Source organism: Klebsiella grimontii, from assembly GCF_042137965.1.
In the GTDB taxonomy this organism is placed as follows: domain Bacteria; phylum Pseudomonadota; class Gammaproteobacteria; order Enterobacterales; family Enterobacteriaceae; genus Klebsiella; species Klebsiella grimontii.
Genome location: NZ_CP169721.1, coordinates 654,046 through 670,963, shown reverse-complemented (window position 1 = coordinate 670,963; position 16,918 = coordinate 654,046). Strand labels below are relative to the sequence as shown.

Below are 16,918 nucleotides of genomic sequence, written 5' to 3'. Positions count from 1 at the left end.
GGCGCTTGACGCGCCTTGCCCGGGCTACGGGCGCACCGCCGTCTGTGGAGCGGTAGCCCGGACAGATGCGCAGCATCGCCTGCGGGAAAATCACCGCGCAGTTTTCTTTCGTAGCCCGGGTAAGGCGTCAGCCGCAACCCGGGTTTTCTCCGCGCTTACTTGCTGTGCCAGTAGGCCTGCGAACGCACCAGCTGCGGGTCAATCTCTTCGCCTTCAAAGCGCGCCAGCAGCGACTTCACCGCCGCGCCTTCCCCGGTCAGCCAGATAAAATAATCGTCCGCCGGAATCACCACCTGCGCCAGACGTTCGGCCACGGCGGCTGGGTTATGCCCTACCACCCACTCGATATTAAAGCCATCAAGATCGGCCAGGTAATCTTGATAAGACGCATCGCCAATAGTCACAATCGCCGTCACCTGCGGCGGCGTCGGAAGCTGCTGCAACCCGAGCAAACGGCGGCGCAGCGCGGGCATTCCGGACTCATCGGTCACGTACAGCTGCCAGGCGTAATCTTCCGGCACCACCAGCGAACCGCGCGGGCCGCCGATCACCAGCTTATCGCCCGCTTGCGCCGTCAGCGCCCAGCGGCTGGCAATGCCGCCGTCGTGAATAAAAAAGTCGTACGCCAGCTCATGACGCCCGGCGTCGTACAGCGGCGTATAGTCGCGAGTCGCCGGACGCACGCCTTCGCCCCAGTTAATGCCTTCATCCGTCACCTCCGGCGGCGTGAATGCGGCGCCCGCTTCGGGGAAAAAGAGCTTGGTGTGGTCGTCAAAACCCTGAGAAACAAAACCGTCCAGCGCCTCTCCGCCCAGCACAATACGCTGGAAAGCGTGACCGATACGCTCGACGCGCTGCACGGTCAACTCGCGAAAACGCAGCTCGTTACGCACGCGCTGCGGGTATTTGGGGTTATTTGCCTTTGTCATTTTTCATCGCCTTCGTGAACTGAATAGATATATCTAAAAATCTTGCAAATGATAATGATTGCCATTAAAAAAGAATGCAAGTCTTTTTTGATATAGCCAAAGCAAAACGGCACAAAAGTCAAAAATGAAAAATAAATCATTTAAAATCATTAAGTTAAAAAATAAACAAAATCCTTCATTGCTACTTTTTATTTTTTAGATATAAATTAGATATATCAAAAATAGAGGAGCAAAACATGAGACATCATCACGAAGAAGGGCGTGGGCCACGCGGACGCCACGATGAGCATGGCGAACACGGCGAGCATGGCCGCAGGGGCGGCGGACGTCGGCAGCGCTTCTTTGGCCACGGCGAGCTGCGCCTGGTGATTCTGGATATCCTCACCCGTAACGCCAGCCACGGCTACGAGCTTATCAAAGAGATCGAAACCATGACCCAGGGCAACTACAGCCCGAGCCCCGGCGTCATCTACCCGACGCTCGACTTGCTCCAGGATCAGGGCTTAATCAGCGTGGCTGACGAAAACGGTCGTAAAAAAATCGCCATTACCGCCGACGGCAGCCAGCTGCACGCGGAAAACCAGCAACAGCTGGAGCAGATTCAGGCCAAACTGCAGGCGCGTATGGTGGGTTGTGAACTGCGTAAAAATCCGCAGATGAAGCGCGCGCTGGAGAATTTTAAGGCGGTACTGGATTTAAAAGTTAACCAGCAGGCCATTACTGAAGCTCAGCTAAAGCAGATCGTCGGCGTGATTGACCGCGCGGCAATGGAGATTTCCCAGCTCGACTAACCCTCTGCCCCATCGCTGGGCAGCCTGCACCGCCGCGACGCGCGCGGCGGAAGCCCTTATTCACGGGGTTTTACGCCTTCAGGAGTAAAACATGCCAATAATAGCGCCGTAAGATTAAATTTTGCTCAATCGCAATTTCACGTTGCGTTTATCCCGATTTTCCTGGCCCGCGCCGAAGTGGCGTAATCCCTGCAATACTTAATTCAGTATCATGTGATACGCCCCGCCCAGGAGCATATTTTGAACAGGTTACCTTCCAGCGCATCGGCTCTGGCCTGCAGCGCACACGCATTGAATCTCATTGAGAAGCGAACGCTCGATCATGAGGAGATGAAATCACTTAACCAGGAGGTCAGAGAATACTTTAAAGAGCATGTGAACCCAGGATTTTTAGCGTATCGAAAATCGGTCACTGCTGGCGGGGATTACGGAGCCGTAGAGTGGCAAGCGGGAGGGTTAAATACGCTTGTCGACACTCAGGGACAGGAGTTTATCGACTGCCTGGGTGGGTTTGGGATTTTTAATGTAGGGCACCGTAATCCAGTTGTCGTTTCCGCCGTCGAAAATCAACTCGCTAAACAACCTCTTCATAGTCAGGAACTGCTGGACCCGCTGCGGGCCATGCTGGCAAAAACCCTCGCGGCCTTAACGCCCGGCAAACTGAAATACAGCTTCTTTAGCAATAGCGGCACCGAATCGGTCGAAGCGGCGTTAAAGCTGGCGAAAGCTTACCAGTCTCCGCGCGGCAAATTTACCTTCGTCGCCACCAGCGGCGCGTTTCACGGTAAGTCGTTGGGCGCGCTTTCCGCCACCGCGAAATCCACTTTCCGTAAGCCTTTTATGCCGCTGCTGCCGGGATTCCGGCACGTACCGTTCGGCGATATTAACGCCATGCGCACGTTGCTGAGCGAGTGCAAAAAGACCGGCGATGACGTCGCGGCGGTGATCCTTGAGCCCATTCAGGGCGAAGGCGGGGTGATTCTGCCGCCGCCGGGCTATCTGCCCGCGGTGCGCAAGCTGTGCGACGAGTTTGGCGCGCTGCTGATCCTCGATGAAGTACAAACCGGCATGGGGCGCACCGGCAAGATGTTTGCCTGCGAGCATGAAAACGTCCAGCCGGATATTCTGTGCCTTGCCAAAGCGCTGGGCGGCGGGGTGATGCCGATTGGCGCCACGATCGCCACCGAAGAGGTGTTCTCGGTGCTGTTCGACAACCCGTTCCTGCATACCACCACGTTCGGCGGCAATCCGCTGGCCTGCGCGGCGGCGCTGGCGACCATCAACGTGCTGCTGACGCAAAACCTGCCCGCGCAGGCGGAGCAGAAAGGCGACATGCTGCTGGATGGCTTCCGTCAGTTGGCCCGCGAATATCCGGATCTGGTGAATGAAGTTCGCGGCAAAGGCATGCTGATGGCGATTGAGTTTGTCGATAACGAAATCGGCTATGACTTTGCCAGCGAGATGTTCCGCCAGCGGGTACTGGTGGCCGGAACGCTGAACAACGCCAGGACGATCCGCGTTGAGCCGCCGCTGACGCTGACGCTGGAGCAGTGTGAACAGGTGCTAAAAGCGGCCCGCCTGGCCCTGGCGGCGCTACGGGTTTCGGTAGAAGAGGCGTAGTGGCTTGCCCCTATGTCCGCAATATATGTCCCCTCACGCTATCCCATAGCAAAGGTTAGCGTGAGGGGACAGTCTTACACCTCCGGCAGCAGGCCGATAAAGCTGCGCTTCTGCCGCGGCTTCGACATCAGCGCCTCCAGCTTCTCTACGCAGGCCAGATAGTGCGGGGTTTTCTTGTGCGCCAGCACCGCCTCATCGTCGATATAGGCTTCATAGATAAAAAAGCGCGTCTTCACCTCCGGGTCCTGCAGCACGTCAAAGCGCAGATTGCCCGGCTCCTGCAGCGCCCCTTCGTGGTTGGCACGGAACACCTCAAGAAACTCGTCGACCCGTTCCGGTTTGATATTGATTTCCACCAGCGTTACGTTCATTGCAGCTCTCCCTGTTTTTCCTCCTGCCAGAACTGATACGCCTCGCGGGCGCTCAGGTTCTCATGCACCACTTTTTTCACCGCCTTCAGCATCGCGCGCGGCGCGCTGGACTGGAAGATATTCCGCCCCATATCCACGCCGGATGCGCCCTGGTCGATCGCCCGCCAGCACATCTCCAGCGCCTCCTGCTCCGGCAGCTTTTTGCCCCCGGCGATGACGATCGGCACCGGGCAGCTGGCGGTGACTTTCTCAAAGCCTTCCTCAACAAAATAGGTTTTCACGAACTGCGCCCCCATTTCGGCGGCAATGCGGCTGGCCAGCGAGAAGTAGCGGGCGTCGCGGGTCATCTCTTTGCCCACGCCGGTTACCGCCAGCACCGGCATACCGTAGCGGTTGCCGGCGTCCACCAGCTTGATGATGTTGTTGATCGACTGATGCTCGTGCTCGCTGCCGATATAGACCTGCGCCGCCACCGCGCAGACGTTCAGGCGCAACGCGTCCTCCATCGCCACCGCCACGCACTCGTTGGAAAGTTCGCTGAGGATCGAGTTGCCGCCGGAAGCACGCAGCACCACCGGTTTGTTGGTCGCCGCCGGCACCTGACTGCGCAGCACGCCGCGGGTACACATCAGCACGTCGGTCTCTTCGAACAGCGGCGCGATAGAGAGATCGATCCGCTCCAGCCCGGTGGTCGGCCCCTGAAAATAGCCGTGGTCGAACGCCAGCATCACCGTACGGTTGCTCTGCGGATTGAAGATACGCGCCAGCCGCGACTGCATCCCCCACTCCAGCGACCCGCAGCCCTTCAGCGTATAGAGGGTGTTCTGCTGCGGACGGTCTAAGCCGAAGTTTTTTCCCTCTTTGATATCGTCTAAATCAGCCATCTCATCCTCCATCAGAAATCGTAGTTATTGATATTCTCTTTGGTGAACACCACCCGCTCCGGCAGCAGCACGATGCCGTTGCCTTTCGCTTCATACTGGTAGCCCTGCACGCTGTTCGGCTCGACTTTCAGGGCGCCGAGATCTTTCACATCGACGCTGTCGCCAACGTTAAGATCGCCCTTTTTCAGCAGACGATCGGCGACGTTAACCGCGATCTTGCCCTGCTGCACCACGTCCCACAGGCCGAAGGCTTTTACCGTGCCGCGATCCACGTAGGGGCGCATCACGTTCGGCGTGCTAAAACCAACGATCGCCACGCCCTGGCGCTTGAGGTTTTCCGCCGCCTGGGCGGCCGCCGGGAGCGCGTTGGCGTCAGGAGCGATAATAGCGTCGAGATCCGGGTACGCTTTTAAGATCCCCTCGGCGGTTTGCAGCGATTTAGTGGCGTCGTTATAGCCAAACTGGGTGGTCACCACTTCCCACTGCGGATGTTCTTTTTCAATTTTGGCCTTCGCCTCTTTTACCCACTGGTTCTGGTCGGTCACCGTCGGGCTGGAGTAGAAAAACGCCACTTTGGCGGTGGGTTTCGTCACCTGTTTTTCCGCCATCTCCACCAGCAGGCCGCCGAGCTGCTGCGGCGTCCCCTGGTTGATATAGATGCTCCGGCACTCCGGTTTGGTATCGGAGTCCCAGGTCAGGACCTTGACCCCGCGCTGCATCGCCCGCTTCAGCGCCGGGCACAGGCCGTCCGGCGATACGGCGGAGACGATAATCGCGTTGTAGCCCTGGTTGACGAAGTTGTTGATCAGCTGTACCTGGCCGGAGACGCTCGGTTCAGTCGGGCCGTCGTAGGTGACGTCCACGCCGAGCGCTTTGCCCGCCTCTTTCGCGCCGTTGCCGCCGCTGGTAAAGAAACCGACGCCGACCAGTTTTGGAATAAAGGCGATGCGGTCCGCCGCCTGGGCCGATGCCATACCCAGCGCCAACGCCAGCACCATCAGTTTTGTTTTCATTTTATGCTCCGATTGTTTTACGCGAGAAAAGACGCCGCCAGCTCATCCGCACCCATTCACGGTGCAGGCTCAGCGAACGCCCCATCACCACCACAACCAACAGCGCCCCTGACAGCGCGCTCGACACCTGGTTGGGGATGCCGACCATTTGCAAACCTTGTTGTAAATAGCCCACCAGCAGCGCGGCCAGTGCCGTGCCGACGATCGAGCCGGAACCGCCGTAGATATTGGCCCCGCCGAGCACCGCTGCGGTCAGCGCCGGCATCAGCAGGTCGCGGCCTAAGTCCGAGCGCGCCGAGCCGAAATAGGAGACCATCACCAGCGCCGCCACCGCCGACGCCACGCCCACCAGGCCATACAGCGCGTAGGGCATCCCGTTAACGGAAAGCGCGGCGTAGCGCGCGGCGCGCGGGTTCTGCCCGAGCAGAAAAAGGTGTCGCCCAAAGCGCCCGCGGTGGGCCAGCAGCCAGAAGAAAAAGGTGATAACGGCGAACAGCACCAGCGGTATCGGCAGGCCGAACAGGGTCAGGTTGGCGAAGGCGGTAAAGCTATCCGGGAATCCGCCGATGCCTTCGTAGCCGGTGGCCCCGGCCATGCCCGAAAGCAGCAGCGCGCCGCCGCCGTAGAGGTACAGGGTGCCGAGGGTTATCACCAGCGGGCTAATGCCGGTGTAGTGAATCAGCGCCGCGTTCAGCAGCCCGCACAGCAGGCCGAGCAGCAGCGTCAGGGGGATCGCGAGGCTCATCGGCCAGCCCGCCTGCATCATCACCCCCAGCGCGATAGCGCACAGGCCGATGGTCGAACCGAGCGAAATATCAATCCCGCCGCTGATGATCACCAGCGTCAGCGGCAGCGCCACGATGCCAATGCAGATAAAGTCGCTGGTGCTGAACAGCAGCATATTGAGATCCAGCATGCGCGGATTGAGGGCGCCAAACAGCAGGATCTCCAGCACCAGTAACGCCAGCAGCGCGCTTTCCCAGTTGAGCTTCATTTACGCCACCTCTTTGTTTTTGCGTTCGGGAAACGGGGCCACGCGCTTGCCCCCTTTGTTGCCGGGCTGAAAGCGGCTGTACTTCAGCGCCCGCTGATGGCGGGCCAGCGCCTGACGCAGCCGCCCGTCGAGCACCAGTACGCCGAGCAGCACCAGGCCGGCGATAAAGTCGTTCCACCACGCCGGGAGGCGGAACAGCACCAGTACAGTGTCGATCTGGGTGAGAAAGAAGGCGCCGAGAAAAGCGCCGAGCAGCGTGCCGGTACCGCCCAGCAGCGAGATGCCGCCGAGCACGCAGGCGGCGATGGCCTTCATCTCCAGGCCGCTGCCGGTCTGATTGGGCACAAAGCCGATCTGCGCGGCGAACACAATGCCGGCGCAGGCGGCCAGCATGCCGTTAAGGGTGAATGCCAGCATCCGCGTGCGGTTCACCGCCACCCCAAGCTGGCGGGCAGCGGCGAGGTTATCGCCGACGGCGTAAAAATCGCGGCCAAAGGCGGTGCGCGACAGTATCCCGCCGCCCGCCAGCAGCAGCGCCAGCACCAGCCAGCCCAGCGGCGAAATGCCGATGAACGCCGGTTCCGACAGCGCTTTCAGGCTGTTCGGCAAGCCTTCAATCCACTTACCGCCGGTCCACAGCAGCATCACTCCGCGATAAAGCCCGAGAGTGCCGAGGGTGGCGACAATCGCCGGGATACGCAGCCCCACCACCAGCAGGCCGTTAAAGGCGCCGGCCAGCGCGCCGATCGCCAGCGCGAAGGCGATGGCGGTCATCAGGCCATAGCCGCTATTGAGCGCCACGCCCACCGCGATAGCGCTCAGGCCGACGGTGGAACCCACCGAAACGTCGATATTGCGGGTCAGCATCACCAGGGTCGCCCCCAGCGCCAGCAGGCAAAGGATTTGCGAGCTGGCGAAAATCATGCCCAGGGTTTGTAAGCTGAAATAGGCCGGGTTGAGCGCCACCAGCCCGGCAAACAGCACCACGATGGCGAGAAAGGCGCTCAGTTCGCGATTTTTCAGTAACGTTTTCATGCCTGCCCTCCGAAGGCCAGGGTCATCATCCGGTCAACGCTGACCGCCTGCTGCGCCAGCTCGCCGCTCTGCCTGCCCTGATGCATCACCAGTACCCGGTCGGCCAGGCCGACGAACTCGTCGAGATCGCTGGAGATCATCAGCACCGCCACGTTCTGCGCGGCGACGCTTTTCAGCAGCTGATAGATATCGGCGCGGGCGGAAACGTCCACGCCGCGCGTGGGCTCATCAACGATCAGCAGCAGCGGGTTAGCCTCCAGGCAACGCGCCAACAGCACCTTCTGCTGATTGCCGCCGGAGAGCGTACGCACCGGGCGATCGCCATCGGCCATTTTGATCCCCAGCGCCCGGTGATAGCGCTCCACCACCGCCGCTTCGCGCCGGTTCTGCTGCCACAGCGACGGCTGGTTAAACATCACCGTGTTCCAGCGCACCGGCGCATCGAGAAACAATCCGGAAACCTGCCTGTCCTCCGGCAAATAGACCAGCCCGCTGGCGAGCCTGGCGCGCGTGCTATCGCGGCTGATATCGCGGTTCTCCAGCCACACCCGCCCGGCGCGAGCCGGGCGCAGACCGTAGAGCGTTTCGGCGAATTCGGTACGCCCGGATCCCACCAGCCCGGCGAGGCCGACGATCTCCCCGGCACGGATCTCGAGGTTGAGATCGATAAAACCTTCCCCGGTCAGATCTTCTACCCGCAGCACCGGGAAATCCTGCGCCTGGGTACGGCGATTGCCCGGCAGCGCCAGCCACAGCTTTTGCGTGTCGCTCAGGGCTCGATCGCGACTGACGGGCGTCATCGCGCCGATCAGCTGATTGTCGCCGTACTGCGCGGTTTCCCCGCTCAGCACCACCGCGCCGTCGCGCATCACCGAAACGTGGCTGGCGACCTGGCGGATCTCCGGCAGTTTGTGCGAGATAAACACGATCCCGACGCCGAGGGCCTGTAAAGAGCGGATCTGACGGAACAGGCGTTCGGTTTCACCCGGCGTCAACGAGGCGGTGGGTTCATCAAGGATCAGGATCTGCGCGTCGCGCATCAGCCCGCGCAGGATCTCCACCATTTGCTGATCGGCCACTTCCAGGGTGCTGGCCGCCGCCTCAAGGTTAAGCTGGCAGCTAAGCTGCTGAAGCTTTTCCTGCAGGCGGGTCTCGTTATCGGCCCGTTTCGGCAGACGGAATAAAATGTTTTCCCGCACCGTCAGGTTGGGGAATAACATCGGTTCCTGCGGTACCAGATACACCCCCTGCTGGTGGGCCTGAGCGGGAGTGAGGCGCGCAAACGCGCGTCCGCCGAGGATAAGCTCACCGCTGTCGGGCGTTTCTACTCCGGCGATAATCTTCATCAGCGTCGATTTTCCGGCGCCGTTGCCGCCCATCAGCGCGTGCACCTGGCCGGAAAGCAGCATGAAATCAATTTGCTTCAGTACGGTCACGCCGGAGAACTGTTTGCAGATTTGGCGAGCTTCAAGCAGTGGCTTCATCATCGCGCCTCATTTTGAACAAAAGATTTTTTAAATTAATAATGTTCAAAAGCGTAGACGGTGAACTATATTTACAACCGTGCAGCGATCACAGTTTTATGCTTTCGATCGTTTGAATAAAACCAGCGAACAACGAAAGATCGGTTTTGCCAGTCGGCTCACATTTTCCGACCGCGCAACAACGAACATATGATCTAAATTTTTATAAGAGTTCACTTTATGAGCGAAAAACGCATTACGGAAGAGAGCCGCTACGCCGGGCTGGCGTTAGCCGAGGAGGAGCTGGTGGCGCGGGTGGCGTGGTGTTACTACCACGACGGCCTGACGCAGAACGACATCGGCGAGCGTTTAGGACTGCCGCGGTTAAAGATCTCCCGCCTGCTGGAGAAGGGCCGCCAGTCGGGGGTGATCCGCGTCCAGATTAACTCGCGCTATGAAGGCTGCCTGGCGCTGGAAACCGAACTTCAGCAGCGCTTCGGCCTGAAAATCGCCCGCGTGCTGCCGGCGCTGAATACGCCCCCGATGAACACCCGCCTGGGGATTGGCGCGGCGCAATCGTTAATGGGCGTGCTGGAGCCGGGACAGCTGCTGGCGGTGGGCTTTGGCGAGGCGACCATGAGCTGCCTGCAGCACCTGAGCGGGTTTATCGGCTCCCAGCAGGTTCGGCTGGTGACGCTTTCCGGCGGCGTGGGCCCGTATATGACCGGCATTGGCCAGCTGGATGCCGCCTGTAGCGTCAGCATGATCCCCGCGCCGCTCAGGGTGTCATCGGCAGATGTAGCGGAGATACTGCGTCGGGAAGCGAGCGTACGCGACGTGATCCTCGCCGCCACGGCGGCGGATGCGGCGGTGGTGGGCATCGGCGCCATCGATCAGCGCCGCGACGCCACCATCCTGCGCTCCGGCTATATCAGCGAGGGTGAACAACTGATGTACGCCCGCAAAGGCGCGGTAGGCGACATTTTAGGTTATTTCCTGCAGGCCGACGGCAAACCGGTCGAAGGGCTGGAGATCCATCGGGAACTGCTCGGCGTCACCCTTGATGAACTGGCGCAGCTGCCAACCATCGTTGGCGTCGCCGGGGGAGAAGAAAAAGCGCAGGCGATTTACGCGGCCCTGATCGGCAAGCGGATTAATGGCCTGGTAACGGAAGAGACAACAGCACGCGCGGTGCTTACGCTGGCCTCATAACGGCCTTGCGCCGCGCAACACGAGCGAGGCGCATGTCATGAGTTACCTGTTAGCGTTAGATGCCGGGACCGGCAGCATCCGGGCGGTGATTTTCGATCTCAACGGCCGCCAGATTGCGGTCGGCCAGGCCGAATGGAAACACCTGAGCGTGGACAATGTCCCCGGCTCGATGGAATTCGATCTCACCACCAACTGGCAGCTGGCCTGCCAGTGTATCCGTCAGGCGCTGGCCGCCGCCCATCTCTCTGCGGCGGATATTCAGTCCGTCGCCTGCTGCTCCATGCGCGAAGGCATCGTGCTTTACGACCGCAACGGCGAGGCCATCTGGGCCTGCGCCAACGTTGACGCCCGCGCCAGCCGCGAGGTGGCGGAGCTCAAAGAGATCCACGACGACCGTTTTGAATCGGAAGTGTACGGCGTGTCGGGGCAGACCCTGGCGCTAAGCGCCATGCCGCGCCTGCTGTGGCTGGCCCATCATCGCCCGGATATTTACCGCAGCGCGGCGACCATCACCATGATCAGCGACTGGCTGGCGGCGAAGCTTTCCGGCGAGCTGGCGGTCGACCCCTCTAACGCCGGGACCACCGGCATGCTCGACCTGTTCAGCCGCGACTGGCGTCCGGCGCTGCTGGATATGGCCGGACTGCGGGCCGATATTCTCTCGCCGGTAAAAGAGACCGGCACCGTACTCGGCGCAGTCACCGACGCGGCGGCGGCGCAGAGCGGTTTGCGGGCGGGAACGCCGGTGGTGATGGGCGGCGGCGACGTCCAGCTCGGCTGCCTGGGACTCGGCGTGGTGCGCGCCGGGCAGACGGCGGTGCTCGGCGGCACCTTCTGGCAGCAGGTGGTCAACCTGCCGGAAGTGCGTACCGACCCGGAGATGAATATTCGCGTTAACCCACACGTCATTCCCGGTATGGCGCAGGCGGAGTCCATCAGCTTCTTCACCGGCCTGACCATGCGCTGGTTCCGCGATGCCTTCTGCGCGGAGGAGAAGCTGATTGCCGAACGCCTCGGCGTCGACGCCTACAGCCTGCTGGAAGAGATGGCCAGCCGCGTGCCGGCGGGTTCCCACGGGGTGATGCCGATCTTCTCTGACGCCATGCACTTTAAGCAGTGGTACCACGCCGCGCCGTCGTTTATTAACCTCTCCATCGACCCGGAAAAATGCAATAAAGCCACCCTTTTCCGCGCGCTGGAAGAGAACGCGGCGATTGTCTCCGCCTGTAACCTGGCGCAAATTTCACAGTTTTCCGGCGTGAAGTTTGACGGCCTGGTTTTCGCCGGCGGCGGCTCGAAAGGGGCGCTGTGGAGCCAGATCCTCAGCGACGTCACCGGCCTGCCGGTACGGGTGCCGGAGGTGCGCGAGGCGACGGCGCTGGGCTGCGCGATCGCTGCCGGGGCTGGCGCCGGGTTGTACAGCGATATGGCGGCGACCGGCGAGAAGCTGGTGAGCTGGCATCGGGAATTTACGCCCAATCCGGCGCACCGCGAGCTGTATCAGGAGATGATGGCCAAATGGCAGTCGGTGTACGCCGAGCAGCTCGGTCTGGTGGATAGCGGATTAACGACCTCAATGTGGCAGGCGCCGGGGCTGGCGCGCCGTGCTCCTGTTGTCCCCTCGCCCTAACCCTCTCCCCAAAAGAAGAGGAGAACAGTCCGGACTTATCTGGCCACCGGCGCCATTCCGCCCTTCCTCCTCTTCCTGTGGGAGAGGAGGAAGGGGAACCTTTCGCCGTTCTTTGAATCCCATCACAATCGCCGCACTCCCCTTTTCCCTTTTTGCCCGCGACGGCTAAATTAGTAACTCATCCGACCACATAACAATAATTTTACACTGGAAGAAATTATGAGCCGCTACCCGTCGCTTTTCGCCCCGCTTGACCTGGGGTTCACAACGCTCAAAAACCGCGTGTTGATGGGCTCGATGCATACTGGCCTGGAGGAGCTCCCGGACGGCGCGCAGCGGCTGGCGGCTTTTTACGTCGAGCGCGCCCGCCACGGGGTGGCGCTGATCGTCACCGGCGGAATTGCCCCCGCCCCTTCCGGCGTCACCATGGCGGGCGGCGCGGTGCTGAACGACGCCAGCCATCTCTCCCACCATCGCCATATTACCGATGCGGTACACGAGGAGGGCGGTAAAATTGCGCTGCAGATCCTGCATACCGGGCGCTACAGCTACCAGCCGAAGCTGGTGGCTCCTTCCGCGCTGCAGGCGCCGATCAACCCCTTTACGCCTCACGCGCTGAGCCACGAAGAGATCCTGCAGCTGATCGATGATTTTGCCCGCTGCGCCCAGCTGGCGCGGGAAGCCGGGTACGACGGCGTCGAAGTGATGGGTTCGGAAGGCTACCTGATTAACGAATTCCTTGCCGCGCGCACCAACCTGCGCGACGACCGGTGGGGCGGCGACTACGCCCGACGCATGCGTTTTGCCATCGAGGTGGTCAGAGCCGTGCGGGAACGCGCAGGCAGCGACTTTATTATTATCTACCGCTTGTCGATGCTCGATCTGGTCAGCGGCGGCAGCACCCTGGCGGAAGTCACCGAGCTGGCAAAAGCCATTGAGGCCGCCGGGGCAACGATTATCAATACCGGTATCGGCTGGCACGAGGCGCGCATTCCCACCATCGCCACCCCGGTACCGCGCGGCGCGTTTAGCTGGGTCACCCGCAAGCTGAAGGGCGCGGTGTCGATCCCGCTGGTCACCACCAACCGGATTAACGATCCCGCCGTGGCGGAAGCGATCCTGGCCCGCGGAGACGCCGACATGGTCTCGATGGCCCGCCCTTTTCTCGCCGATAGCGAATTTCTCTCTAAAGCGCAGAGCGGACGGGCGGATGAGATCAATACCTGCATCGGCTGTAATCAGGCCTGTCTTGATCGGATCTTCGCCGGTAAAGTCACCTCGTGCCTGGTCAATCCGCGCGCCTGCCATGAAACCCTGATGCCGATAGCGCCTGCGACCACACCGAAGCGGTTGGCGGTAGTCGGCGCCGGTCCTGCCGGGCTGGCCTTTGCCGTTAACGCCGCCTCGCGCGGGCATCAGGTTACCCTGTTTGATGGTCACCGCGAGATTGGCGGCCAGTTTAATATCGCCAAACAGATCCCCGGCAAAGAGGAGTTCTACGAAACCCTGCGCTATTACCGCCGAATGCTGGATCTTACCGGCGTCGCGCTGCGGCTGGAAACTCTGGCGACCGCGGACGATCTGCTGGCATTTGATGAGGTCATCCTCGCCACCGGGATCGCCCCGCGGATGCCGAATATCGAGGGAATCGAACATCCTAAGGTGCTGAGCTATCTCGATGTCCTGCGCGATAAAGCGCCGGTCGGCGAGAAGGTGGCGATTATCGGCTGCGGCGGGATCGGCTTTGATACCGCCATGTACCTCAGCCAGTCTGGTATCGCCACCAGCCAGAATATCGGCGAGTTCTGCGCCGAATGGGGGATTGATACCACCCTGCAGACCGCGGGCGGACTGCGCCCGGAAGGGATGCAATTAGCGAAAAGTCCGCGCCAGATAGTGATGCTCCAGCGCAAAGCCAGCAAACCCGGCGACGGGCTGGGGAAAACCACCGGCTGGATCCACCGCGCCACCCTGCTGGCCCGCGGCGTCAAAATGATCCCCGGCGTCAGCTATCAAGGGATCGATGATGCCGGCTTACATGTGACGATCGGCGGCGAATCTCAGGTGCTTAACGTTGATCATGTGATTATCTGCGCCGGTCAGGATCCCCGCCGCGAGCTGGCCGATCCGCTACAGGCGGCGGGTAAAACGGTGCATTTGATTGGCGGCTGCGACGTGGCGATGGAGCTGGACGCCCGACGGGCAATCGCCCAGGGCACCCGGCTGGCGCTGTCAATTTAGGGAAAAAAAAACCGACCGGTAGCCCGGCTAAGGCGTCAGCCGCAAGCCGGGGAAACCGGGGAAGCCGATAAGGCTTAGCGCTGCTTGCGCACCTTTGTCGCTTTCAACACCACAAATTTATTATTGGTGGCGATCGTCGTGCAGTTACCGAACGCGCGCTTCAGCTTGCGGAAATAATCGAGGTGGCGGTTGCCGACAACGTACAATTCGCCGCCGTACTTCAGGCTGCGGCGGGCGTCGTTAAACATCTGCCAGGCAATATGATCGGTGATCGCATGCTGCTGGTGGAACGGCGGGTTACAGAGGATCGCGGCGAAACGGTCCGGCTCAATATCGGACAACGCGTTATTCACCACAAACTCGCAGCGCTCGATGTCATCCGGCAGGTTGGTTTCAACGTTCAGCCGGCTGGAGGCCACCGCCATATAGGACTCATCGGTGAACATCACCCGGGCGTCCGGGTTTAAGGCCAGCGCTTTCAGGCCAATCACGCCGTTGCCGCAGCCGAGATCGGCGATCTCGCCTTCAATATTTGCCGGCAGATGTTCCAGGAAGAAGCGCGCGCCAATATCCAGGCCGCTGCGGGCGAACACGTTGGCGTGGTTGTGGATCGTCCACGGCGTACCGTCCAGTTGCCAGCTATAGGTCTGCGGCGCATCGGCCACCTCAGGCGCGGTAAAGGTACAGAAAATCAGCCGCGCCTTTTTCCATGCCAGCGATGTGGTGGTGGTGCCGAGAATCTTCTCAAACAGCGCCAGGGTGGAATTGTGGACATCCCGCGCTTTCGCGGCGGCAACAATGCGGGTTTCCGGCGTGACAACTTCGCGCAGAGCGCGCAGCTGCTGCTCCAGCAGCGCCAGCTGTTTCGGCACTTTAATGAGCACCAGCGCCGGTGCCGCAGGCAGTTCGCTCAGGGGATCCTGAAAACGTACGCTCTCTTCATCAATACCGTTCATCCGCAGGTTGTAGCGGGTCGCCAGCTCAGATATGTAGGAATCGTTGATGCTGACCGGGTTGCGTTCCGCGAGCGCACAGCCCAGCGCGCCGAAGCTGTCATTGAAAATGAGCGTCAGGCCGTCGACGTCATTCACCTGTTGCAGCAGATATTCATCCGCCGCTTCCCACGCCTGAAGCGCTTCCTCTTCAGCATTTGGCGGGAACCGCTCTAATGTGAATAACTCACCGTTTAACTCTACCTGGCTCATCGCCTCTGTGCCTCCGGAACACTAAAACCCGCGAGTTTATACGCAAACTTCGCCCAGTAGAATAGAGATGCGCCGATTATCTCCTTCTTCCGGGCCACAGTCCGTTACGCCGGGAGGTCGTCCTGCGCCAAGCGTGACAGGCGCTTATCGTCCAGGCTGTACTTGCTCATGATGACCACCAGCAGCGCCACCAGCACGCCGGGGAAGACGGTGAACAGCAGCTTGATCATCTGCAGCGCGGAGTCGGTTTGCTGCGCTGCGCCGCCAACGTAATCGCCCCATGCCAGCATATAGCCCACCAGCGCGCCGCCGATGGCGATCCCCAGCTTGATGGCAAACAGGTTTGTTGAAAAAACGATCCCGCTGAGCTTTTTACCGCTGCGTTTTTCTTCCGCATCGATAATATCGGACAGCATGCTCCACTGCAGCGGCGTAGCGGCCAGCTGAATAATATTGATGATAATCACCAGCGCAAAGATAGCGGCCACGTTCCCCGCCGGGACGAAGTACATGCCTATCAGCAGCGCCGCCTCGATGGCCATCGAGATTTTAAACCCTCTCACTTTATCAATATTTTTAAAGATAAACGGAGAGAGCATCGCCCCCAGCACGCCGGAAGCCAGGGTGGTGGTCAGCAGCAGGCTGCCCAGATCCGCCCGCCCCATAATGTTGTTGACGTAATAGAGCGTGGTCCCGCCTTTAAACAGCACCGCAATCAGGTTAACGACGTTGAGCGCGAACAGAATGCGCCAGTCCTTGTTGGCGATCAGGGTTTTCAGATCATCAAGAATGCTGCTTTGATTGTTGACCGCAATATCCGTGGTGTAACGCTCTTTCGTCAGGCCGAAGCAGATAAAGAACAGGATGATGCTCAGGCACCCCATCACAATCATGGTGTAAAAATAGCCGTTTTGCACGTTACCCTGACCCAGCCAGGCCACCAGCGGCAGCGCGGTGAGCGAGACAATCAAACCGCCGAGCGTACTGAGCGCAAAGCGCCACGACTGGAGCGAAACGCGCTCGCGGGAATCGTTAGAGATATTATTGATCATCGCGCAATACGGAACGTTAATCGCCGTATACACCAGAGATAACAATGTATAAGAAACATAGGCATAAATTAGCTTGCCGGTATAGCCAAAATCCGGCGTATAAAACGTTAAGCAGCAAAGTACGCCAAAAGGAATCGCGAACCATAAAATATAGGGACGGAATTGCCCATATTTAGTCCGGGTACGATCCGCCACCGCCCCCATTAATACATCGGTCACCGCGTCTAATACCCTTACCGCCAGAAACATGGTCCCCATATGCGCCGGACTTAAACCAAATACGTCGGTATAAAACCAGGCCATAAACAGCATGACCGTTTGCCAGACTAAATTACAGCCGGTATCCCCTAACCCATAGCTAAATTTTTCTTTAATACTGATACGGACAGTGTTCATCGCGCCTCCGCCAGAAGATCGTTAATATTTGTCCTCTGTACGTTATTGCTTAGGGCTTACCGATTATGTATAAATCATCCTG

The 16,918-nt window shown here is 60.0% G+C and carries 14 protein-coding genes; 5 read left to right on the top strand and 9 right to left on the bottom strand.

The annotated features are described in order from the left end of the window. Positions 1-155 precede the first annotated feature (155 nt). Positions 156-929: a siderophore-interacting protein gene (locus ACE3MN_RS03245; RefSeq protein WP_024358702.1), complete on the bottom strand. Its 774-nt coding sequence runs from the start codon at positions 927-929 to the stop codon at positions 156-158. A 236-nt stretch (positions 930-1,165) separates the two neighbouring features. On the opposite strand from ACE3MN_RS03245, the gene ACE3MN_RS03240 reads away from it, so the two are divergent. Both ACE3MN_RS03240 and ygjG read left to right on the top strand, forming a co-directional pair. Further along, positions 1,166-1,720, top strand: a complete 555-nt coding sequence (locus ACE3MN_RS03240; protein WP_049100228.1) for a PadR family transcriptional regulator — start codon at positions 1,166-1,168, stop codon at positions 1,718-1,720. Between the two features lie 240 nt (positions 1,721-1,960). Next, positions 1,961-3,340 (top strand): putrescine aminotransferase, encoded by a 1,380-nt coding sequence (gene ygjG, locus ACE3MN_RS03235; protein WP_049089047.1) that lies wholly within the window; start codon positions 1,961-1,963, stop codon positions 3,338-3,340. A gap of 74 nt (positions 3,341-3,414) precedes the next feature. Here ygjG and lsrG read toward each other — a convergent pair whose 3' ends face one another. The 6 genes from lsrG to lsrA are packed head-to-tail and all read right to left on the bottom strand — an operon-like array spanning position 3,415 to position 9,121. Beyond that, positions 3,415-3,711: a (4S)-4-hydroxy-5-phosphonooxypentane-2,3-dione isomerase gene (gene lsrG, locus ACE3MN_RS03230; RefSeq protein WP_004135945.1), complete on the bottom strand. Its 297-nt coding sequence runs from the start codon at positions 3,709-3,711 to the stop codon at positions 3,415-3,417. Next, a complete protein-coding gene (gene lsrF, locus ACE3MN_RS03225; protein ID WP_004125444.1) occupies positions 3,708-4,595 on the bottom strand; it encodes a 3-hydroxy-5-phosphonooxypentane-2,4-dione thiolase in 888 nt (295 codons plus the stop codon). The genes lsrG and lsrF overlap by 4 nt, the downstream gene beginning before the upstream one ends. An 11-nt stretch (positions 4,596-4,606) precedes the next feature. Then, positions 4,607-5,608, bottom strand: a complete 1,002-nt coding sequence (gene lsrB, locus ACE3MN_RS03220) for an autoinducer 2 ABC transporter substrate-binding protein LsrB (protein ID WP_049131618.1) — start codon at positions 5,606-5,608, stop codon at positions 4,607-4,609. Position 5,609: 1 nt separating this feature from the next. After that, positions 5,610-6,602, bottom strand: coding sequence for an autoinducer 2 ABC transporter permease LsrD (gene lsrD / locus ACE3MN_RS03215; protein ID WP_014226923.1), 993 nt, complete (start codon positions 6,600-6,602; stop codon positions 5,610-5,612). Continuing rightward, the gene (gene lsrC, locus ACE3MN_RS03210) at positions 6,603-7,637 is read right to left on the bottom strand and encodes an autoinducer 2 ABC transporter permease LsrC (protein ID WP_004135938.1); all 1,035 of its coding nucleotides are present in this window, start codon (positions 7,635-7,637) and stop codon (positions 6,603-6,605) included. After that, positions 7,634-9,121 carry an autoinducer 2 ABC transporter ATP-binding protein LsrA gene (lsrA, locus tag ACE3MN_RS03205; RefSeq protein WP_102650123.1) on the bottom strand — a complete coding sequence of 496 codons (1,488 nt, stop codon included), beginning with the start codon at positions 9,119-9,121 and terminating at the stop codon, positions 7,634-7,636. Before lsrA ends, lsrC begins: the two co-directional genes overlap by 4 nt. 219 nt (positions 9,122-9,340) lie before the next feature. On the opposite strand from lsrA, the gene lsrR reads away from it, so the two are divergent. From lsrR to ACE3MN_RS03190, 3 genes are all read left to right on the top strand, one after another. Beyond that, on the top strand, positions 9,341-10,312 hold the full coding sequence (gene lsrR, locus ACE3MN_RS03200; RefSeq protein ID WP_024358708.1) for a transcriptional regulator LsrR: 972 nt from the start codon (positions 9,341-9,343) through the stop codon (positions 10,310-10,312). 37 nt (positions 10,313-10,349) lie between these two features. Beyond that, positions 10,350-11,942, top strand: coding sequence for an autoinducer-2 kinase (lsrK, locus tag ACE3MN_RS03195; protein WP_024358709.1), 1,593 nt, complete (start codon positions 10,350-10,352; stop codon positions 11,940-11,942). A gap of 219 nt (positions 11,943-12,161) precedes the next feature. Continuing rightward, complete coding sequence (locus ACE3MN_RS03190; RefSeq protein ID WP_375364250.1) at positions 12,162-14,183, top strand: FAD-dependent oxidoreductase; 2,022 nt, start codon at positions 12,162-12,164, stop codon at positions 14,181-14,183. 74 nt (positions 14,184-14,257) lie between these two features. Here the strand turns inward: ACE3MN_RS03190 and rlmG are convergent, their stop codons facing one another. Beyond that, a complete protein-coding gene (gene rlmG, locus ACE3MN_RS03185; RefSeq protein WP_004135930.1) occupies positions 14,258-15,388 on the bottom strand; it encodes a 23S rRNA (guanine(1835)-N(2))-methyltransferase RlmG in 1,131 nt (376 codons plus the stop codon). A gap of 104 nt (positions 15,389-15,492) precedes the next feature. Beyond that, positions 15,493-16,836, bottom strand: a complete 1,344-nt coding sequence (locus ACE3MN_RS03180) for a glycoside-pentoside-hexuronide (GPH):cation symporter (protein WP_064343247.1) — start codon at positions 16,834-16,836, stop codon at positions 15,493-15,495. Positions 16,837-16,918: the final 82 nt, after the last annotated feature.